Consider the following 20,271-nt stretch of genomic DNA (forward strand, 5'->3'; position numbering starts at 1 on the left):
CAATCACCACCGCGGCCACACCGCACTCGGAGGCCACCCACCCGCCAGCCGCGTGCCTAACCTCTCAGGTCAGTACAACTAGATCGCGCCAGAAGTAGAGCGGCCCCCTTTCTTCCGAGAGGGGGCCGTTCGCTGTCTGCCGACAGCTCAGCCGGCGGCCCACTCCTTCGCGCGGTCGAGCTCGTCGAGCCCGAAGATCTGCAGTTCGCCGGGAATCATCCAGGCCACGGCATGCAGCGTGTGCGCCACCCACGGCTTGTCCGACACCACGGCAATGCGTTTGAACGCCGAATGGTGTTTGAACAGCGCACCGAAGCCGACCTTGAGATCCTCGACCAGTCCACCGGGGCCGAAGCCCTCGTAGTCGGAGGCGATGACCTCGACGATCCTGATCTCGCCCTCGACGACGAGATCGTCCATCGTGGGCTCGAATTCGCGGATGTCGTCACCGCTGACCCGACCGGACACCCGAATGCCGGTCACGCCCGCGGGCATGTCTGACAGCACTTCGATCATGGCGCCAGCCTACGGCGCCGCCCATCTCGGGAGCCGGGATTGCTCACGCCCCGAACCGGGCCAACGGATCGGCGGTCGCCTCGATCTTGGCGACGAGACCGTCGCGAATCGTCAGGACCACCACCGCGAAAAGCTGCCGGTGCGCGAACGCCAGCAGGACGGGCTGGCCGAGCGGTCCGGCGACGACGGTGGTCCCCGGCCCGAGGTACAGCATGAGATTCTCGGCGACCCGCTGCGGTCCGTGGTTGACGATCGGCGGGAGCGGCGGATCGCTCAGCACCGTGCCGACGCCCCAGACCGACGCGTCCAGCACCGCGGCCAGCGCCTGCACGTCGCCGCCGGCGCAGGCGGTGATGAACTTCTCGGTGACCAGTTGATGTTCGGCCGCCTCGACGTCGTCGGCGCGCACGTCGGTACCCGCCACCTTCGCCCGGGCCCGGCGGGCGAGCTGCCGGCACGTGCCGACCGGGCGGCCGACGGTCTCGGCGACCGACTCGAACGGGACACCGAACACGTCGTGCAGGATGAACGCCACGCGCTCACCGGGGCTCAACTGCCGCAGCACCCGCATCAGGGCACTCGACACCTCGTCGTCGAGGGTGACGCGGTCGGCAGGGTCCGGCTCATTCGACGCCAGTGGCGGCATCTCATCCTGCTCGGTCGGTTGTTCCCGGCGTGCCCGCGCCGACCGCACGAGGTCGAGGCACAGCCGGCCGGCGACCGTCGTCAACCACGCGCGGACATCCTCGATCTCACCGGGCTCTGTCCGCGACAGTCGCAGAAACGCTTCCTGTGCAACATCTTCGGCATCGCCGACGTCACCGAGCATCTGGTACGCGAGATTGACCAGATACGGATGGTGGTGGCGCCACGCCGCGATGAATTCAGTGGTTTCTGTCATCAGTTGAAGACGATCCAGGGTGGTGAAAAGTTACCGCACCGCCGCATCCCGCGGGCCGTAACTTTCCCGTCGGCCACTCCGTCCTTGATTCATGACCATTCTCATCACCGGAGCCACCGGCAACGTCGGTCGCCCCCTCGTCGAACAATTGCACGCCGCGGGCGTGAAAGTCCGTGCCGTCACCCGTAATCCGTCGCCACAGTTCCCGGCCGGGGTCGAGGCCGTCGCGTCCGTCCGGGACGGCATCGCCGGCGCGAGCGCGGTGTTCCTCAATTCCCGTGCCCTCGGTCCGGACCTGGCGTGGACGGTCGACGCCGCGAAAGATTCCGGCGCCAAGCTGGTCGCACTGTCCGCGATGAACGTCGACGAAGACTTCACCCGGCAGCCGTCGCGACTGCGGGGCGACCGCAACAGGGAGGTCGAACAACTGGCTGTCGACTCGGGACTGCCGTGGGTGAGCCTGCGGCCGGCGTTGTTCGCCACCAATTTCATCGGCATGTGGGCCGGGCAGCTGCAGGCCGGCGATGTCGTGGCCGGACCCTATGCCGAGGCCTCAAGCGCGCCCATCGTCGAAGCCGACATCGCGGCCGTCGCCGCACACGCCCTGCTCACCGACGACCTCAACGGCCGCAAGATTCCGTTGACGGGGCCGCAGGCGCTCACCAACGCCGAGTTGCTCGCCGTCGTCGGCGATGTGCTGGGGCGCGACCTGCGCTACCAGGAAATCCCGGTCGAGCAGGTCCGTGAGCGGTTCGTCGCCATCGGCTTCCCCGCCGAGTTCGGTACCGCGTACACCGCGCTGCTCGCCGAAACCGTCGATGCCCCAGCGCCGGTCAGCGACGAGGTGGAGCGCATCCTCGGCCGCCCGGCCCAGACGTTCGCCGCGTGGGTCGCTCAGCACCGCGGCGCCTTCACCCCACGATTGGAGACCATCCATGTCTGAGCCACGACCGCCGCGTTACCTCAAACCGATGAACAAAGTCGTTGTCGCCGTGGGGAAGCTCGGCATCCCCGTCGGCCCCGCGATGGTGTTGACCGTGCCCGGCCGCAAGACCGGCACGCCGCGGAGCACCCCGATGACACCGTTCGTCGTGCACGGCCAGATGTACGCCGTGGCCGGCTATCCAGGCGCGCACTGGGCCCTCAACGCCCGTGCCGCCGGCACCGGCACGTTGACACGGGGCCGCAAGTCGCGGCCGGTGAAGATCACCGAGTTGACCGTCGACGAAGCGCGGCCCGTGCTGCGTGAGTTCCCGGTGCAGGTACCCGTCGGCGTGAAATTCGCCAAGAGTTCCGGCATGGTCACCGAGGGCACACCCGACGAATTCGAGTCGCTGGCAGGCAGACTCGCGGTCTTCCGGTTCGACCCGCTGGGCTGATCTCAGCGGTAGGCGCTGCCCTGTTCGTGGTCGAGATAGGTGTCGGACTTGTTCTTCAAGAAGAACAGATACACCAGCAGCGACGCCGCGATGCAGACGGTGACGTAGACGATGAACAGCGGCACCTCACCCCGGGCCTTGAGAGCCTGGTAGATCAGGGGCGCGGTGCCGCCGAAGATCGAATTGGCCAGCGCGTAGCCGACGCCGACGCCCAGCGCCCGCACGTGGGCCGGGAACAGTTCGGACTTCACCAGCGCGTTGATCGACGTGTACCCGGTGAGAATGACGTACGCCACGGCCACCAGCAGGAACGACATGATCGGCGAGTGCGTCTGGGGCAGGTAGGTGATGAGGACGTAGGTGTAGATCACACCGCCGAATCCGAACCACAGGAGCAGGGGTTTGCGGCCCACCCGGTCGCTGATCATTCCGCCGATCGGCTGGATCAGCATGAGGAAGATCAGCCCGAGCAGGTTGATCCAGGTCGCGGTCATGGGCTGGCTCTTGTAGGTCGCCTTCACCATCGCCGGCGCGTTGACGCTGTACGTGTAGAACGCAACGGTGCCGCCCAGCGTGATCAGGAAGCACAGCAGCAACGGCTTCCAGTAACGCGTGAACAGTTCACGCAGCGAACCGGCGCGCGCGTCCTTTCCTTCCTGGACCGCTTTCAGGGTCTCCGTGGACAGCGACTCGTCCATGCTGCGCCGCAGCCAGAACACCACGACCGCCGCGACACCGCCCACCGCAAACCCGATGCGCCAACCGAATTCGCTCACCTGCGCGGTGCTCAGCGCCGTGAGGATGATGAGCAAGGTGAATTGCGCGAGCACGTGCCCACCGACCAGGGTCACGTACTGGAACGAGGAGAAGAACCCGCGTCGTTCCCTGGTCGCCGCCTCCGACATATAGGTCGCGGATGTGCCGTACTCGCCCCCGGTGGCGAAGCCCTGCACCAGCCGGCAGATGATCAGGATGATCGGCGCCGCGACACCGATGCTGGCCCGAGACGGAACCAGCGCGATGACCATCGAGCAGGCGGCCATCAGCGAAACGCTGACCATCAGGGCGGCGCGGCGCCCCCGGCGGTCGGCGAAGCGGCCGAAGAACCACGAACCGATCGGCCGGGTGATGAACGTGACCGCGAATATCGCGTACACGTAGATCGTCGAATTCTGGTCGGCCTTGTCGAAGAACTGGTTTTCGAAGTAGGTGGCGAAGACGGTGTAGACGTAGACGTCGTACCACTCGACCAGGTTGCCCGATGACCCCCGGATCGTGTTCCAGATCGCGCGTCGGGTCGCTGCGCGGCCCGACGGCGTCGGTGCGTCTTCGGTCAATGCGGTCATGCTGCTCTCCATCGGTGGGCAACGGGTGTGGGCACATCATTGCGGCGAACCGACGGTACGGAACGGGATCCGGTCACAGCGCCGTTTTCCTTGCACGATTCACAGATTCACACCGACCGTACCCTTGGGCGACGCCGGCTCAGTGGGCTTTGCGCTCGCGGATCACCCCGCGTTCGCACAGGTGCTCGGTCAGGGGTGCCACTCCGACCTCGAAGTGTTCGGCCATCGCCGTTCGGGCCGCGTCACCGTCGCCGGCCTGCAGCGCGGCGATCACGCGGCGGTGGTCCCGGATCGACAGGTCCGGCCAGCCCTCCAGCGTCGGGAACACCGCTTCGGGCGCGTAACGGGTTATGCCTGACATGAATTGGGTCAGCTTGGGTGAATCGGCGACAACGTTGATCAGCCGGTGGAACTCGTGGTTGAGCTGCACCATGCGGTCGACGTCGGTGTGTTGGTAGGCCTGCTCCAGCGCGTCCTGGATCCGGGTCAGCTCGGCGATCTGATCGGCCGTGATGTTCTCGGCGGCGCGGGCCGCCAGTTCCCCACCGACGAACGCCTGCACCATGGCCACGTCGGCGACGTCACGGGCGGTCACCTCCAGCACCATGAAGCCGCGTCGCGGATGCTGCACCAACAGCCCTTCGGCCCGCAGGTTCAGCAGTGCCTCCCGGACCGGGGTGACGCTGACGCCCAGCTCGGTGGCCAGCTGATCCAGCCGCAGGTACTCCCCTGCCGGGAATCCGCCATTGAAGATGCGGCGGCGCACATACCGCGCCACGTCGTGGGAAAGCTGTGCGGGCGCGGCGAATTGGGGCTCAGATGCGGTATTCATTGAGCAGGTTCTTGCTGATGATGGTCTTCTGGATTTCGCTGGTGCCCTCGCCGATCAACAAGAACGGCGCGTCCCGCATGAGTCGTTCGATCTCGTACTCCTTCGAGTAGCCGTAGCCGCCGTGGATGCGGAAGCTCTGCTGGGTGACTTCCGAACAGAACTCACTGGCAAGGTATTTCGCCATCCCGGCCGCAACGTCGTTGCGCTCGCCCGAGTCCTTGAGCCGGGCGGCGTTGACCATCATCAGATGTGCCGCTTCGACTTTGGTGGCCATCTCGGCGAGCTGGAAGGCGATGGCCTGGTGATCGGCGATCGGCTTGCCGAACGTCTCGCGCTGCTGGGCGTAGCGCACGGCCAGTTCGAAGGCGCGGATGCCGACACCACAGGCCCGCGCGGACACGTTGACCCGTCCCACCTCGATACCGTCCATCATCTGGAAGAAGCCCGCGCCGGGCTTACCGCCGAGGACGTCGTCGGCGCCGGCGCGGTAGCCGTCGAAGATGAGCTCGGTGGTGTCGATGCCCTTGTAACCGAGCTTGTCGATCTTGCCCGGGATGGTGAGGCCGGGTTTGACCTCCCCGAAGCCGGTCGGTTTCTCGACCAGGAACGCGGTCAGGTTGCGGTGCGGCTTGTCGGCGCCTTCGTCGGTTTTCACCAGTGCCGCAACCAGAGTCGAGCTGCCGCCGTTGGTCAGCCACATCTTCTGGCCGGTGATGGTGTAGCCGCCGTCGGTGTCCCGGGTGGCCTTGGTGCGGATCGCGGCGACGTCGGAACCCAGTTCCGGCTCGGACATCGAGAAGGCGCCGCGCACCTCGCCGGTCGCCATCCGGGGCAGGTAGCGCTGTTTCTGTTCCTCGGTGCCGTGCTGGCGGATCATGTAGGCGACGATGAAGTGGGTGTTGATGACGCCCGAGATGCTCATCCAGCCCCGGGCGAGTTCCTCGACGCACAGCGCGTACGTCAGCAGTGACTCGCCGAGACCGCCGTACTCCTGCGGGATCATCAGACCGAACAGACCCATGTCCTTCATCTGATCGACGATCGCCTGCGGGTAGGAGTCCGAGTGCTCCAGCTCCTGGGCCACCGGGATGATCTCCCGGTCTACGAATTGCCTTACGGTGGCGATGATTTCGCGCTGCACCTCGGTGAGACCGGCGGTCTGGGCCAACTTACTCATGTGCGGTCCCGCTTCGCTTCTCGCTGTCCGTCATGACTCGATCCGTTCAAATACGGCGGCCAACCCCTGGCCGCCTCCTATGCACATCGTTTCCAGCCCATAGCGGGCATCCCGCAGGTGCAGTTCGCGGGCCAGGGTCGCGAGCATCCGGCCGCCGGTCGCTCCGACGGGATGACCGAGCGAGATACCCGAGCCACGCACGTTCGTGCGTTCCCAGTCGCGATCGGTGAACTTCCATTCCCGGGTGCAGGCCAGCGCCTGGGCGGCGAAGGCCTCGTTGAGTTCGATCAGATCGATATCGGCAAGAGCCAGACCGGCTTTGGCCAGCGCGACCTCGGTGGCCGGCACCGGCCCGATGCCCATGACATTCGGGGGTACCCCGGCCACGCCCCACGACACCAGCCGGACCAGCGGCTGCAGGCCCAGTTCTGCCGCACGCTCCGGGGTGGTCACGACGCACATCGACGCCGCGTCGTTCTGCCCACTGGAGTTTCCCGCCGTCACCGTGGCATCCGGATCACTCTTGCCCAGAACGGGTTTGAGCTTGCCGAGCGCCTCGACGGTGGTGTCGGCGCGCGGATGTTCGTCGGTGTCGATCAGCTGTTCGCCGGCGCGGGACGACACCATCACGGGGACGATCTCGTCGGCCAACACTCCACTACGTTGCGCCGCAACGGCTTTCTGGTGCGACCGCACCGCAAGGGCGTCCTGCTCCACCCGGGAGATCGCGTACTGCCGGCGCAGGTTCTCGGCGGTCTCGAGCATGCCGCCCGGCACCGGATGGTTCTTGCCACCGGCGGTGGTCCGGCCACGAGCCAGGCCGTCGTGCACCGTGATACCGCCACGCGAGCCACCCCACCGCATGTCGGTGGAATGGAACGCCACATTGCTCATCGACTCCGCACCACCGGCGACGACGAGATCGTTTGCGCCACCGGCCACCTGCATACAGGCCTGGATGACGGCCTGCAGTCCCGACCCACAGCGCCGGTCGACCTGCATGCCCGGGACGGTGACCGGGAGTCCGGCGTCGAGCGCCACGACGCGGCCGATCGCCGGCGCTTCACTCGACGGGTAGCAGTGCCCGAGAATCACGTCCTGCACCGCGTCGGCGGGAATCCCGGTGCGCTGCAACAAACCCTGCAGCGCCGCGACGCCGAGTTCGACGGCGGTCAGCGACTTGAACATGCCGCCGTAGCGGCCGATCGGGGTGCGGACCGGCGCGCAGATGACAGGACTGGTCGCGGCCATCTAGATGTGCCGTCCCCCGGTGATCTCCAGGACGCAGCCGGTCATGTACGACGACATGTCCGACGCCAGGAACGCGACCACCGACGCCACCTCGCTGGGTTCGGCCGCGCGTCCCATCGGGATCTCCGCCAGCTTCTGGTCCCAGATCCGTTGTGGCATGGCCTCGGTCATCGCGGACCGGATCAATCCCGGTTGCACGGCGTTGACCCGCACGCCGAGGTGGGCGACCTCCTTGGCGGCCGCCTTGGTCAGACCGACGATGCCGGCCTTGGCCGCCGAATAGTTGGTCTGGCCGACCAGGCCGACCTTGCCCGAGATCGACGAGATGTTGATGATGGCGCCGCTCTTCGCTTCCCGCATGACGGCGGCGGCCAACCGGGTGCCGTTCCAACAGCCTTTCAGGTGGACGTCGATGACCTGGTCGAACTGTTCCTCGGTCATCTTGCGCATGGTGGCGTCGCGGGTGATGCCGGCGTTGTTCACCATGACGTCGATGGTGCCGCGACCGCCGAACTCGACGGCGGCGTCGATCAACCCCTGCACGTCGGCTGCCGAAGTCACGTCGCAGCGGACCGCCTTGGCCACGTCGGAACCCCCGAGCTTGGCGACGGCGGCCTCGGTTGCGTCGAGATTCAGGTCGCCGATCACGACGCGGGCGCCTTCGGCGATGAAACGTTCCGCGATCGCGTATCCGATCCCCTGAGCACCGCCGGTGATCACCGCGATACGTCCGTCCAGCAGCGGCATGGTCGTGCACTCCTCCTGATCGACTGAGCCCGGCCACGCGCCCGCCGACCGGTTTCATGCTTCAAATATGATATTTGTGACATCAAACCAGAAGCCCTCTCGTGTTGCGCAAGGAGACCCGACATGGCCGAACCCGCCGGTTCACCCGCCGCAGAAGTCAGCGATCAGGACTTCCGCGACATCCTCGACGCGACCCGCCAGTTCGTCCGTACCGCGGTCGTCCCGCGCGAGCTGGAGATCATGAACGAGAACCGGGTGCCCGACGACATCCGCGACCAGGCGAAGAACATGGGACTGTTCGGCTATGCCATCCCCCAGGAGTGGGGCGGCCTGGGACTCGATCTCGTCCAGGACGTCGAGATGGCGATGGAGTTGGGCTACACCACGCTGGCGGTGCGTTCGATGTTCGGCACCAACAACGGCATCGCCGGTCAGGTGCTCGTCGGTTTCGGCACCGACACCCAGAAGCAGCGCTGGCTGGAACCGATCGCCGGCGGCGACTGCGTCGCGTCCTTCGCGTTGACCGAGTCAGGCGCCGGCTCCAACCCCGCGGGCCTGCGCACCAAGGCCGTGGCAGACGGGGACGACTGGATCATCACCGGCCACAAGCGATTCATCACCAACGCGCCGACCGCCAACCTGTTCGTGGTGTTCGCCCGGACCCGGCCGGCCGACGCCGACGGACCCGGCATCGCGGTGTTCCTCGTCCCCGCCGACGCTCCCGGCGTCGTGGTCGGCCCGAAAGACGCGAAGATGGGCCAGGAAGGGGCCTGGACCTCCGACGTCACGTTCGACGACGTGCGGGTTGGTCCGGACGCCCTGATCGGCGGCAACGAGGACATCGGATACCGCGCGGCGCTGACGTCACTGGCCCGGGGACGGGTGCACATCGCGGCTGTTTCGGTGGGCGCGGCGCAACGTGCCCTCGACGAGTCCGTCGCGTACGCCGCGACCGCCACCCAGGGCGGCACCGCAATCGGCGAATTCCAGCTGGTACAGGCGATGTTGGCGGACATGCAGACCGGCGTCATGGCCGGCCGTGCGCTGGTGCGTGACGCGGCGCAATCGTGGGTCAGCGGCGCGGACCGCCGCATCGCGCCGTCTGCCGCGAAGCTGTTCTGCACCGAGATGGTCGGCAAGGTCGCCGATCTGGCCGTGCAGGTGCACGGCGGCAGCGGGTACATGCGCGACGTCCCCGTCGAACGGATCTACCGCGACGTCCGACTGCTCCGGCTGTACGAGGGCACCAGCGAGATTCAGCGGTTGATCATCGGCGGCGGCCTGGTGAAGGCGGCGCAGCGCTCGGCTTCGGGCCGCTGAGAGGACAGCGCGGCACCCCGCGCTGTCACCCGCCAGCAATCATCCGATGATTCGCACGATCGACTCGGCCACCGCGGCCGGTTTGTCGGATCCCTCGATCTCGACGGTCACTGTCATGGTTGCTTGAACGGCACCGTCCAGCTCGTCGACTTTCGAAATGACGGCGCCCGCGCGGACGTTTGCTCCGACCTTGACCGGTGTGATGAATCGCACCTTGTTATATCCGTAATTGACGGCCAATGCGACGTTGTCGACGCGATAGAGCTGGTGCATGAAATGCGGTAGCAGTGAAAGCGTCAGCAAACCGTGGGCAATTGTGCCGCCGAACGGGCCCGCGGCGGCGCGCTCAGGATCGACGTGAATCCACTGGTGGTCGTCGGTGGCGTCGGCGAACAGATTCACCCGATCCTGGGTGATTTCCATCCACTCCGTCGGCCCAAGCTGACTACCTGCTGCTGCGACGAACTCGGACAGATTGTCGAAGACCTTCACGCTTGCTCCTCTCGGGCGCGGCCGCTTCCCGGGCCGCACCGCTATTACTTCTAACGCGTCCGTCAGGGCAGCACAATGCACAGATTTTCGGCCGATGTCACCTACTTAGCCACTCAAAGTTCGCCATCTTGGGGCATCGTCTACGCTAACCTGCACATATAGCAATATCCGGGATTGCCAACGTCCATTGCACCAGCACACTCGGTTTGACCAATTCTTCGGCCCGCCGAAGGCCGACAGACAACGTTTCACCACTAGCTGGCTGCAGGACCCCAACAACCCCGATACTGAATTAGGGAATGCAGTCCGCGCGAGATGCGTTTACCGCAACCGACTGCCAACTGACGTTGCAGTGACTGCTGAAAACGAATGGGGCAACGATGTCGGTGGAGTATGTCGAATACGAATCCAACGTCGATATTCGTTTTCCCGAAAACATCATGTGGTCTGACACCGATACGGATTGCAGTGTCGTGCTGTCGCAACCCGACACCGACCCGGAACTCTGGAACCGCTACGTGGATGCGGCCGAGCAGAGTTACCGCCGGCACGGCGTCGAAACCGTCGTCGACGCTGCCGCGATCCGCGACGGTGCGGACACCGCGCTGTTCTGGACGGTCCTGGACCGGCGGGACAACATGGTCGGCGGACTGCGCGCCAAGGCCCCGCTCGGCTGTGCCGAGGACTCTCATGCCGTGGTGGAGTGGGCCGGCCGGCCGGGCCTGGCCATGGTGCGCAAGATGATCAACGACCGGGTGCCGTTCGGCGTCATGGAGATGAAAACCGCGTGGGTGTCCGACAGTCGCGCCGGCCAGCACGCCATCACCAACCTCCTGGCCCGCACCGCGTACCACGCCACCAGCGTCATGGGCGTGCAGTTCGTGATGGCCACGGCAGCCCAGCACGTCCTGGAATTGTGGAAATCCGGTGGCGGCGTGGTGGCGCCCATTCCGGCCACGCCATACCCCGACGAGCGCTACCGCACCAAGATGATGTGGTGGGACCGCAGGACCATGGTCAATCACTCTCAGCCGGAGCAGATTACGAAGGCGCTGCACGAGATCGACGCGATATCAACCAGGCTGGTCGCCGGTTGACGGCCGCCGTCGCATCGGCACCGTCGGACGCGGCCCGGGCCACCTGAGCGCCCATTCGCTCGCCGTGGCAGCAACGTAACCGTCGGAGCGGCAACCGTTTTGGCAGCCATCCGCCGGATCGCACCCGGCGAACTCTTTCGCAAGTACGCCGACGAACTCCGCCGACTACAGGACACCTTCCCCGCGTCGACCAGCAAAGTCCGGGACGAGACGGTGGTCCTCGTGCACCGAATATCGGACGCGCCACCGGCTTCGGTACCGAACCGCAGGAGCACCGCCTTGAGGTCAGTGCAGGTTAAGCTGATCGTCTCATGTCCATCGACGAGTCTCCCCCTTCACTGGATCGTGTGGTCACAGAGGTTGCGACGCGGCTGATGGCGGCGGACTCCAGCAACTCCACCAAGGTGTACACGGACGTTCTGGAGATCCTCGTCGACCATTTCGGGGTCGACGTCAGCTTCCTGCGCCGCAATGATCATGAGATCGGCGCCTCGATACTCGTCGCGGAATGGCCACTGCGGCCGGAGATTCCGGACCCCGATCCCCTGCGCGTGGTGTACTTCGCCGACGCCGACCCGGTCTTCGCCGAAACCGAGCATCGCAAGACACCGCTCATCGTGCGCCCCGACCCGGACTCGGACGACTACCAGCGTCGCATCGCGGCAGACCGCAACGTCCCCCAGATATCACTCGCGGCAACGCCTTTGGTGTCCGGCGACCGCACCACCGGCGCACTGGGCTTCGTCAAGTACGGCAACCGCGAATGGGTCACCGAGGAGATCAACGCGCTGCAGGCCATCGCCTCGCTGTTGACCCAGGCCCAATCCCGGGTACTCGCCGAGGAGCAGCTCCGTTATCTGGCCGAACACGACGACCTGACCGGCCTGAACAACCGGCGCGCTCTCATCGCCCACCTCGATGCCCGGTTGCAGCCGGGGCAACCCGGCCCGGTGACCGCGCTCTTCTTCGACCTCGACCGGCTCAAGGCCATCAACGACTACCTGGGGCACAGTGCGGGTGATTCGTTCATCCGCGTCTTCGCCCAGCGCCTCACCGAGGGGGTCGACGCCAAGACCGTGATCGCCCGGCTCGGCGGTGACGAGTTCGTCGTCGTCCCGGCAGACCCGATATCCGCGGACAAGGCCGAAGCACTCGCCTACCAGCTGCAGGACTCCTTGCGGCGCCGCGTCTGGATCGACGGTGAACGGCTCACGCGAGCAGTGAGTGTCGGCGTCGCTTCGGGCATTCCGGGCTCCGACACCTCGTCCGACCTGTTGCGCCGGGCCGACCAGGCCGTCTTGAGCGCGAAGTCCGCCGGCGGGGACCGCGTTGCGGTGTTCACCACCGCGATGTCGCTGGAAACGGCCTACCGCAACGATATCGAGCTGCATCTGCAGGACGTCATCGAGAACGGCGCGCTGCTGCTCAACTACCTACCGGAAATCGACATGCGCACCGGCAAGCTGCTCGCCACCGAAGCGCTCGTGCGCTGGGACCACCCCACCCGCGGGCTGCTGCCACCGGCGGCATTCATCGGTATCGCCGAATCGATCAACCTGGCAGGCGAATTGGGCCGGTGGGTACTGCGGACGGCATGTCGCGAGTTCGCCCGGTGGCGCGAGGACTTCCGAGCCTCGAAATCCGGCGACGATTCCGATGATCGCGACGATTTCGAGTTGCGCGTCAACGTGTCTCCGGTCCAGCTGGTCACCGACGGCTTCGCCGAGTCGGTGGCCGGCATCCTCGACGAGTTCGGGCTCGACCGCGGCTCGGTGTGCCTGGAGATCACCGAGAACGTCGTCGTGCAGGACAGCGAATCCTCCCGCGCCACTTTGGCCGACCTCCGCAGAACCGGGGTTCGGTTGGCGATCGACGACTTCGGTACCGGGTACAGCGTGCTGTCCCACCTCAAGTCGCTGCCGGTCGACATCCTCAAGATCGATCGCAGCTTCGTGACCGACCTCGGCTCCAACCCGGGTGATCTGGCGATCGTCCGGGCGATCATCGCGCTGGCCGACTCCTTCGGCCTCCAGATCGTCGCCGAGGGCGTCGAAACCAAAGCTGCCGCAACCACGTTGCTGCGCCATGGCTGCCACCGGGCGCAGGGGTTCCTGCTGTCGCGGCCACTGCCGAGCGACCAGATGGCGACGCTGTACCGCAAGGGACGAGTGCCGGTCCGGTTCACCAGCGAGATGTGACGCGAACAGCGCTAGCGCGCAACCAGTTCCACGCGGGCGAATCTGCTGGCGGGCCGCGCCACGATACAGACCTCGAGGGCACCGGCCGGCAGGGCATCGGTCTCCGCGGGTATGCCCCCGCCGGTGAAGTCGGGCGAGATCACGACACCGTGGCGCGCACGGACGAAGTACGGTCCGTCGGGCGTGTTCAGTTCCGCTCCCACGATTCGGCGATCTTCGAAGAGCAGCGTCTGCAGCGTGCTCGCCGCACTCACCGCGATATCGCGTTCGGCAGCAGCCGCGGCCAGCCAGTCGAACAGTTCGTCCGGCCCGTCGCCCGCGCGCCATTCGATGCCGCCGAGGGAAGCCACTCGAAGCGTCTTGCCCGCCGAATCGCGCAGGGTTTCCGAGGACCAGCCGCGAACCGTGCTGTAGAGCGCGCCGGTGGCCGAATCCAGGCAGACCCGCGCCCAGTCGAGCAGTTCCGCGCCGACGAACGTCTCGATGGTGCGAGTGTGCGTTTCGGACTCCGTCAGCTCGCGTACGGCACGGGCGGGCACCGACCTGCCGTGCGGCGGCGGTGCGCTCGCGTCGACATCGACTTCGGCGGTGACCGCGGCGAAATAGACGGCGGTGGCATCGAGCTGCTCGTCGGTGTCCGGCTCGGCCGGCTCGGCCGGTTCGGCCTCGCTGGGCCCATCGGCTTCCGGCTCGGGCGGCTCGTCGTCCGGAAACCCTCGCGGTACGCCGAACTCGTCGATCCGCGCGTCGAGCGCGGCGCCCAGAGTGACGCAGTGCACATCGTTCCCGCGCATCCAGCGCCCGTCATCGGCGTGGAGCACTCCGGCAACCATCACATCTGCGGCGGCGTCGACCGCGGCAATGGCTGTCGCCAGGCCACCGATACCGGCGCCGACACACAGCACGTCAACTTCTGCGTCCCAATCCAACCTGAAATCCCTGAGTTAAGCGGCAGCGAATTGCAACAATCCGACAGCCAGGGATCGATTTCGCCGTTCGGCTACTTTACATACTCTCGGAATGAACGACACCAACAACGGCCTACGTTATGGCACCCTTAGGATGATTCGGGGGGCTAGCCACAGAACGCGCGCTGACGGAAGGTGATCGACGAATGGGGCGCCAGCCGCGATCCGAAGTGACCCGACGCAAGATCATTGACTCTGCTGTCGATTTGATCAACGAGATCGGTTATCCCGCCGCTGGATTGGCTGACATCATCGAACGCGCCGAGCTGACCAAGGGCGCGCTGTACTACCACTTCGATTCCAAAGAGGCACTGGCCACTGTCATCATCGAAGAGGCAATGGTTCTGCTGCACAACGTGTTCCAGTCCGCACGGGATTCGGAGCACAGCGCGATGAAGTCACTCATCGTCGGCACCTTCATCACCAGCGATCTGCTGGCGACCAACCGCACGGCCCAGGCCGGAACCAAACTGCTGCGGACGTTCGCGGGGTTCAACCCGACCGCGCGACACAGCTACGTCAACTTCGTCGACCAGTTCACCTCGGACATCAAACGCGCCGAAACGGACGGCGACCTGCGCCCCGGCGCGGACCCAGCCGATGTCGCCAACACACTGGTGGCGTGGATCCTCGGCGCGGAGTTGATGTCCAGCGCCGCGTCCGACGGTGACGACCTCCGCGACCGGTTCACCAAGCAGTGGCGCGTTCTGATGCCCGCGATCGTGACGGCGGAATCGCTCGACCGTCATCTCGACTTCATGGTGGCCGCATCCGCGCGACAGACCGACATCACGGAGCACACCGCCACGCCCTGAGTCCACATCGCTAACTAAGTTCACTTCTTTGTTGCTAGGCTGCCATCAGCCCAAGCGACAGAGGAGTCTGCATGGACCTCAATTGGTCGGCCAGCGATCTGGCATTCCGCGATGAAGTACGCACGTTTCTGCAAGAAAATCTGACACCGGACATCCGAGAAGCCGGGCGGCTGATGACGAGCGTGTACAGCGATCACGACGCGAGTCTCGCCTGGCAGCGCATCCTCCACGAGCGCGGTTGGGCAGCACCGGCCTGGCCCGTCGAATACGGCGGCTGCGATTGGAGCTTGACGCAACACTACATCTTCAGCCGGGAGTCGACCCTGGCCGGGGCGCCGTCCCTGTCCCCCATGGGTATCCGCATGGTGGCGCACGCGATCATCCGCTTCGGCACCCCTGAACAGAAGGACTACTTTCTGCCCCGCATCCTGACCGGCGAGGTCTTCTTCTGCCAGGGCTACTCCGAGCCCGAAGCCGGATCCGACCTGGCCGCCCTGACCATGGCCGCCGTTTCCGACGGCGACGACCTGGTGTGCACCGGCAGCAAGATCTGGACCACCCACGCCACCGAGGCCAACTGGATGTTCGCGCTCGTGCGCACCACCCGCAGCGCCAAGAAGCAACACGGCATCACCTTCGTGCTGATGGACATGAGCACACCGGGCATCGAGATCCGGCCGCTGGTGATGACGTCCGGCGAAGAGGTCCAGAACCAGGTGTTCTTCGACGCGGTCCGGGTGCCCAAGAGCAATGTCATCGGACAGATCGACGACGGCTGGACCGTCGCGAAGTACCTGCTCGAGTTCGAGCGCGGCGGCGGCGCCGCCGCCCCGGGCCTGCAGGTGCTGGCCGCCGACATCGCCGCGGCGGCGGCGAAGGCGCCGGGCCCCGACGGCGGCCGACTGCTCGACGATGCCGCGTTCTCGCGCAAGCTCGCCGATGCACGGATTCGTACCGAAGTGCTCGAGATACTCGAATACCGCGTGCTGGCCGCGCTGGCCGGCGGCGGCCATCCGGGCGCAGCGTCGTCGATGCTCAAGGTCCTCTCCACGGAGTTGAGCCAGACCCTGACCGAACTGGCCATGGAGGCCGCCGGGCCCAGAGGCCGGGCGTACCAGCCGCATGCCACCCGTCCCGGCGGTCCGGTAGCCGAATTCACCCCTCCCGCAGACGGTTACGTCAGTGGTGAGGCATGGCAGGCCGTGGCGCCACTGCGCTACTTCAACGACCGCGCCGGGTCGATCTACGCCGGCAGCAACGAAATTCAGCGCAACATCCTCGCCAAAGCAGAATTGGGGCTGTAAATGGACTTCACCTTCTCCGCGGAACAGGAACTTCTCCGGGACGGCCTGTCCAAGTTCCTGGCCGGCCGGTACGACCTCGAATCCAGCCGTGCGGCAGCGAAATCCGGGCCGGGCTGGCAGCCCGATATCTGGCGGTCGTTCGCCGAGGAACTCGGCATCCTCGGCGCCGCGCTGCCCGAGGACGTCGGCGGCATCGGCGGCGGGCCCGTCGAGGTCATGTTGATCGCCGAAGCGCTGGGTCACGCCCTGGTCATCGAACCGTACGTGGACACCGCGGTGGTCGCCGGCGGCCTGCTGCTGCGATCCGGTAGCCCGGTGGCAGGCCCGGTGTTGGAGGAAATCGCCTCCGGCACAGCGGTTGTCGCACTCGCTGCAGCCGAGGCGCACAGTGGCGACCGCTGGCAGGACGTCCAGACCACCGCCACCCGCGACGGCGACGCCTGGGTACTGCGCGGCGACAAGATCATGGTGGTCAACGCGCCGTTGGCCACGCATCTGCTCGTCACCGCGCAGACCGCTGGCGGCATCTCGCTGTTCCTGGTCGACGTGTCCGAGCCCCGCGCCGGGCTGACGATGCACAGCTACCGCACCGTCGACGACCGGCGCGCGGCCGACCTGGAACTGCGCGAACTACGACTGCCGGGCGACGCGCTCCTCGGCACCGAAGGCGACGCCTGGCCGTCCATCGCCCAGGCGCGCGACGAGGGCGCCGCCGCCGTGTGCGCCGAAGCCGTCGGCAACATGCGAAAGGTGTTGGCCGACACCGTCGAATACGCCAAGCAGCGCCAGCAGTTCGGCCAGCCGATCGGCAGCTTCCAGGCACTGCAGCATCGCATGGTGGACATGCACATGGAGCTCGAACAGTCCGTGTCGGCGGTCTACCTGGCCGTGCTGAACCTGGGCGCTGACGCGCAGACCCGAGCACGCGCGGTGTCCGCGGCCAAGGCCACCGTCGGCCGCGCCGCGCGCTTCATCGGCCAGAACGCCGTCCAGCTGCACGGCGGCATGGGCATGACCGAAGAGCTCGCCATCGGCCACTACTTCAAGAGGCTGACCGCCGTGCAATACGAATACGGCTCCACCGACCACCACGTGACCCGCTACGCCGAACTGACCCGCGGCTGAGCTCGCGCCGCCGGTCGGCCGCGGCCCTCACCTGATCCGGGCCGGCCGGATCAGGTGAGGGTCATCTGCTTCTGCGCGTACAGCTTTGCCCACTCGGCGCGCGGCCGGATCGACGTGTCGACGTCGGCGGCCTTGGCGCGCAGGGCACCTGCCGTCGCCTGGTCCCGCGGGGTCAGTTTGAACGGATCCCAGCCGAAGAACCGGCACGAGTTCTGCCAGGTGATCTTGTTGATGTCCGAGTCCGAGGCGCCGGCCGCGTTCAGTTCCGCCAGGACCTGCTCGGGAGCGTCGGGCCAGAAGCAGTCCGAGTGCGGATAGTCGCACTCCCAGGCGATGATGTCGATGCCGATCTCGTGGCGCAGCTTCAGCGACGTCTTGTCGGTGACGTAGCAGGCCAGCGAGTGCTCGCGGAACACGTCGCTCGGTAGCTTGTCGCCGAAGTCGCGGCGCAGCCACTTCTGGTTGGTGTAGTGCCGGTCGCTGCGGTCCAGATAGAACGGAATCCAGCCGATACCGCCCTCGGAGAACGCGAATTTCAGGTCCGGGTAGTTGCGCATCGCCGGGCCCCACAACAAGTCCTGGGCACACATCGCCGACACCTGTGTGGCGAGGATGATCAGGTTGTCGATCGGGGCGTCCTTGGCCATCGAGATCGCGCCGAAGCCGGTGCCGATGTGCAGACACATCACGACGTTCTCTTCGGAGAGGGTCCGGAACACCGGGCCCCAGTAGTCCTCGTCGAAGTAGCTGGGCAGGCCTTCCAGGTGCGGCAACTCGGGCATGGTGACCGCCCGGCAGCCCTTCGCGGCCACGCGGCGGATCTCACGGCACATCGCCTCGGGATTCCACGTCGGCAGAATCGCGATCGGGATGAACCGGTCCGGATAGGAACCGGCCCATTCATCGATGTGCCAGTCGTTGTAGGCCGAGACCATGACCAGGGTGGCCTCTTCGCGGTGCATGTTCAGGTGCCGGGCGGAGAAACCGGTGAAGGTCGGGAAGCACATCGAGGCCAGGATGCCGTTCCGGTTCATGTCCCGCACCCGCTCGTGAACGTCGTAGACGCCGGGACGCATCTCGGCGAACCCGGCGGGGTCGCGACCCCACTCCTCGGCCGGCCAGGAGACCACGGCGTTGAGCCCGCTCACCCCTTGGGGGCGGCCCTGATACATCCATTGGTCGACGCCCTTGTCGTCGGTGACGACGATCGGCGCCTCGGGCTTGTACTTGTCCGGAACGTGATTGACGAACATGTCGGGCGGCTCCACGACATGGTCATCGATGCTCACCAGGATCAGGTCGTCGGTCTTCACGGGACTCCAATTGCTCCTCACGTGCGCGGCATCCTCACGTCCGCGACTGCACACTCAGTAGTACCGTCTAGAGGCGTGACCGTCTCCGCACTTTCGGACAGAGGTTTATCCCAAACGGCCAAGATGTCGCCGCGTCCGGTGATCGAGCTGCGACGCGGCGGCCGCGCCCTCGGCGGCAGCTATCTCTACGAGGGCGACGCCCTGATCACCGGCTGGCACTCACATGAGGTGCACCAGATCGAATACGCCCTGCACGGCCTGGTCGAGGTGGAAACCGATGTCGCCCACTACCTGCTGCCGCCGCAACAGGCCGCCTGGATACCGGCGGGCCTGCCCCATCAGGCGGTGATGAACCCGGACGTCAAGACCGTCGCCGTGATGTTCGATCCGGGGCTCATCGCGGACCGGTCGGACCGGGCACGCATCATCGCCGTTTCGCCGCTGATCCGGGAGATGATGATCTATGCGCTGCGGTGGCCCATCGACCGGCCGCAGGGGGATGCCGTCTCGGACGGGTTCTTTCGCACGCTGGCCCATCTGGTGGCCGAAGCGCTGGACCACGAAGCACCGCTGAGCCTGCCGACGTCCGAGCATCCGATCGTTGCCGCGGCAATGGCCTTTACCAAAGCGCATCTGGCGTCGGCAACGGCCGAACAGGTGAGCCGCGCGGTCTCGGTGTCGCAGCGGTCCCTGCGCCGGCTGTTCCAGGAGAACATCGGATTGTCTTGGCGGACTTATCTTCTCAACGCCCGAATGCTCCGGGCGATGGCGTTGCTCACCGAACCCGGACAATCGGTGCAAGCCACCGCCACAGCGGTCGGTTTCGAGAGCCTCAGCGCGTTCACCCGCTGCTTCACCCAGTTCAGCGGGCAATCACCGTCGGGGTACCGCCGCCGGACCGCGGAGACGACGCGGTCGCCGCACGAGTTCCGGTGAGAGCCGCGGTCACAGCCCGTCGCCGTCATCCGACGGCCAGGTGCGATCACATCGATCCTGCGTCTCGGCGATCAGCCGCGCATTCGGCTCGTCGACCGCACGCACCCAATGCTCGGCGGCGATCAGACTCCGCCCGCCGGCGATGTGGCGCGCGAGCAGTCGCTTCCGCCGCGCATCGTCTGCGCACTCGAGATAGTAGAGCCGGTCGATCAGCTGCCGCGCACCGGAGAAACCGTGGGACGGCAGGGCCAGGTAATTGCCCTCCGTGACCACAAGCCGGGCCGCCGCCGGCACGACCAGGCCGGCCGCGACAGACTCCTCGAGTGCCCGATCGAACTGTGGCACATAGACTTCCGCGGACTGGTAGGCCTCCCGCACCCGAGCCAGCGACACCAGGAAGCCGGCGGCATCGAAGGTGTCCGGGGCGCCCTTACGGCCTTTCCGCCCCAGCCGCACCAGCTGCCGGTTGGAGAGATGAAACCGGCTCTTCACAGATGAGGGTGTAGAGGTGGTTGGCGCGTCGTTGCCGGGATAGAGGTCGAGGTCTCTCGAAA

20 protein-coding genes are annotated in these 20,271 nt (G+C 66.3%); 9 read left to right on the forward strand and 11 right to left on the reverse strand.

From position 1 onward, the window contains the following. Positions 1-147: 147 nt before the first annotated feature. Both ACJH6J_RS28330 and sigI read right to left on the reverse strand, forming a co-directional pair. A complete protein-coding gene (locus tag ACJH6J_RS28330) occupies positions 148-516 on the reverse strand; it encodes an STAS/SEC14 domain-containing protein (RefSeq protein ID WP_406774225.1) in 369 nt (122 codons plus the stop codon). A gap of 43 nt (positions 517-559) precedes the next feature. After that, positions 560-1,417, reverse strand: a complete 858-nt coding sequence (gene sigI, locus ACJH6J_RS28335) for an RNA polymerase sigma factor SigI (RefSeq protein ID WP_406774224.1) — start codon at positions 1,415-1,417, stop codon at positions 560-562. 91 nt (positions 1,418-1,508) lie between these two features. On the opposite strand from sigI, the gene ACJH6J_RS28340 reads away from it, so the two are divergent. Beyond that, entirely contained in the window at positions 1,509-2,360 is an 852-nt protein-coding gene (locus ACJH6J_RS28340) for an NmrA family NAD(P)-binding protein (protein ID WP_406774223.1), read from the forward strand. Beyond that, the gene (locus ACJH6J_RS28345; RefSeq protein ID WP_406774222.1) at positions 2,353-2,796 is read left to right on the forward strand and encodes a nitroreductase/quinone reductase family protein; all 444 of its coding nucleotides are present in this window, start codon (positions 2,353-2,355) and stop codon (positions 2,794-2,796) included. Before ACJH6J_RS28340 ends, ACJH6J_RS28345 begins: the two co-directional genes overlap by 8 nt. A gap of 2 nt (positions 2,797-2,798) precedes the next feature. Here ACJH6J_RS28345 and ACJH6J_RS28350 read toward each other — a convergent pair whose 3' ends face one another. From ACJH6J_RS28350 to fabG, 5 genes are all read right to left on the reverse strand, one after another. Next, a complete protein-coding gene (locus ACJH6J_RS28350; RefSeq protein ID WP_406774221.1) occupies positions 2,799-4,142 on the reverse strand; it encodes an MFS transporter in 1,344 nt (447 codons plus the stop codon). 139 nt (positions 4,143-4,281) lie between these two features. Then, positions 4,282-4,974 (reverse strand): GntR family transcriptional regulator, encoded by a 693-nt coding sequence (locus ACJH6J_RS28355; protein WP_318986083.1) that lies wholly within the window; start codon positions 4,972-4,974, stop codon positions 4,282-4,284. Next, positions 4,958-6,151, reverse strand: coding sequence for an acyl-CoA dehydrogenase family protein (locus ACJH6J_RS28360; protein WP_053856022.1), 1,194 nt, complete (start codon positions 6,149-6,151; stop codon positions 4,958-4,960). Before ACJH6J_RS28360 ends, ACJH6J_RS28355 begins: the two co-directional genes overlap by 17 nt. 30 nt (positions 6,152-6,181) lie before the next feature. Beyond that, positions 6,182-7,402, reverse strand: a complete 1,221-nt coding sequence (locus tag ACJH6J_RS28365; protein ID WP_406804876.1) for an acetyl-CoA C-acetyltransferase — start codon at positions 7,400-7,402, stop codon at positions 6,182-6,184. Next, positions 7,403-8,149, reverse strand: coding sequence for a 3-oxoacyl-ACP reductase FabG (fabG, locus tag ACJH6J_RS28370; RefSeq protein ID WP_406774219.1), 747 nt, complete (start codon positions 8,147-8,149; stop codon positions 7,403-7,405). Between the two features lie 123 nt (positions 8,150-8,272). Between fabG and ACJH6J_RS28375 the strand changes: the two genes are divergently transcribed. Further along, positions 8,273-9,469, forward strand: coding sequence for an acyl-CoA dehydrogenase family protein (locus ACJH6J_RS28375; protein ID WP_406804877.1), 1,197 nt, complete (start codon positions 8,273-8,275; stop codon positions 9,467-9,469). A 39-nt stretch (positions 9,470-9,508) separates the two neighbouring features. Here ACJH6J_RS28375 and ACJH6J_RS28380 read toward each other — a convergent pair whose 3' ends face one another. After that, positions 9,509-9,961 (reverse strand): MaoC family dehydratase, encoded by a 453-nt coding sequence (locus ACJH6J_RS28380; protein WP_406804878.1) that lies wholly within the window; start codon positions 9,959-9,961, stop codon positions 9,509-9,511. 380 nt (positions 9,962-10,341) lie between these two features. Here ACJH6J_RS28380 and ACJH6J_RS28385 point away from each other — a divergent pair, with 380 nt between their 5' ends. Both ACJH6J_RS28385 and ACJH6J_RS28390 read left to right on the forward strand, forming a co-directional pair. After that, complete coding sequence (locus ACJH6J_RS28385) at positions 10,342-11,058, forward strand: hypothetical protein (protein ID WP_406804879.1); 717 nt, start codon at positions 10,342-10,344, stop codon at positions 11,056-11,058. Positions 11,059-11,369: 311 nt separating this feature from the next. Next, positions 11,370-13,256 (forward strand): putative bifunctional diguanylate cyclase/phosphodiesterase, encoded by a 1,887-nt coding sequence (locus ACJH6J_RS28390; protein WP_406804880.1) that lies wholly within the window; start codon positions 11,370-11,372, stop codon positions 13,254-13,256. An 11-nt stretch (positions 13,257-13,267) separates the two neighbouring features. Here the strand turns inward: ACJH6J_RS28390 and ACJH6J_RS28395 are convergent, their stop codons facing one another. Then, positions 13,268-14,185, reverse strand: a complete 918-nt coding sequence (locus ACJH6J_RS28395) for a hypothetical protein (protein ID WP_406804881.1) — start codon at positions 14,183-14,185, stop codon at positions 13,268-13,270. Between the two features lie 185 nt (positions 14,186-14,370). On the opposite strand from ACJH6J_RS28395, the gene ACJH6J_RS28400 reads away from it, so the two are divergent. The 3 genes from ACJH6J_RS28400 (at position 14,371) to ACJH6J_RS28410 (ending at position 17,468) form a co-directional block, all read left to right on the forward strand. Further along, the gene (locus tag ACJH6J_RS28400; RefSeq protein WP_346416806.1) at positions 14,371-15,039 is read left to right on the forward strand and encodes a ScbR family autoregulator-binding transcription factor; all 669 of its coding nucleotides are present in this window, start codon (positions 14,371-14,373) and stop codon (positions 15,037-15,039) included. Positions 15,040-15,110: 71 nt separating this feature from the next. Next, a complete protein-coding gene (locus ACJH6J_RS28405) occupies positions 15,111-16,343 on the forward strand; it encodes an acyl-CoA dehydrogenase family protein (protein ID WP_406804882.1) in 1,233 nt (410 codons plus the stop codon). Then, positions 16,344-17,468 carry an acyl-CoA dehydrogenase family protein gene (locus tag ACJH6J_RS28410; RefSeq protein ID WP_406804883.1) on the forward strand — a complete coding sequence of 375 codons (1,125 nt, stop codon included), beginning with the start codon at positions 16,344-16,346 and terminating at the stop codon, positions 17,466-17,468. Positions 17,469-17,518: 50 nt separating this feature from the next. Here ACJH6J_RS28410 and ACJH6J_RS28415 read toward each other — a convergent pair whose 3' ends face one another. Continuing rightward, a complete protein-coding gene (locus tag ACJH6J_RS28415) occupies positions 17,519-18,781 on the reverse strand; it encodes an amidohydrolase family protein (RefSeq protein WP_406804884.1) in 1,263 nt (420 codons plus the stop codon). A 75-nt stretch (positions 18,782-18,856) separates the two neighbouring features. Between ACJH6J_RS28415 and ACJH6J_RS28420 the strand changes: the two genes are divergently transcribed. Then, complete coding sequence (locus tag ACJH6J_RS28420; RefSeq protein ID WP_406804885.1) at positions 18,857-19,717, forward strand: AraC family transcriptional regulator; 861 nt, start codon at positions 18,857-18,859, stop codon at positions 19,715-19,717. Between the two features lie 9 nt (positions 19,718-19,726). Here ACJH6J_RS28420 and ACJH6J_RS28425 read toward each other — a convergent pair. Further along, positions 19,727-20,271 (reverse strand): hypothetical protein (locus ACJH6J_RS28425; RefSeq protein ID WP_406804886.1); only part of this gene is annotated, 545 nt, incomplete at its 5' end.

It is taken from the genome of Mycobacterium sp. SMC-18, from assembly GCF_045310895.1.
Classification (GTDB): domain Bacteria; phylum Actinomycetota; class Actinomycetes; order Mycobacteriales; family Mycobacteriaceae; genus Mycobacterium.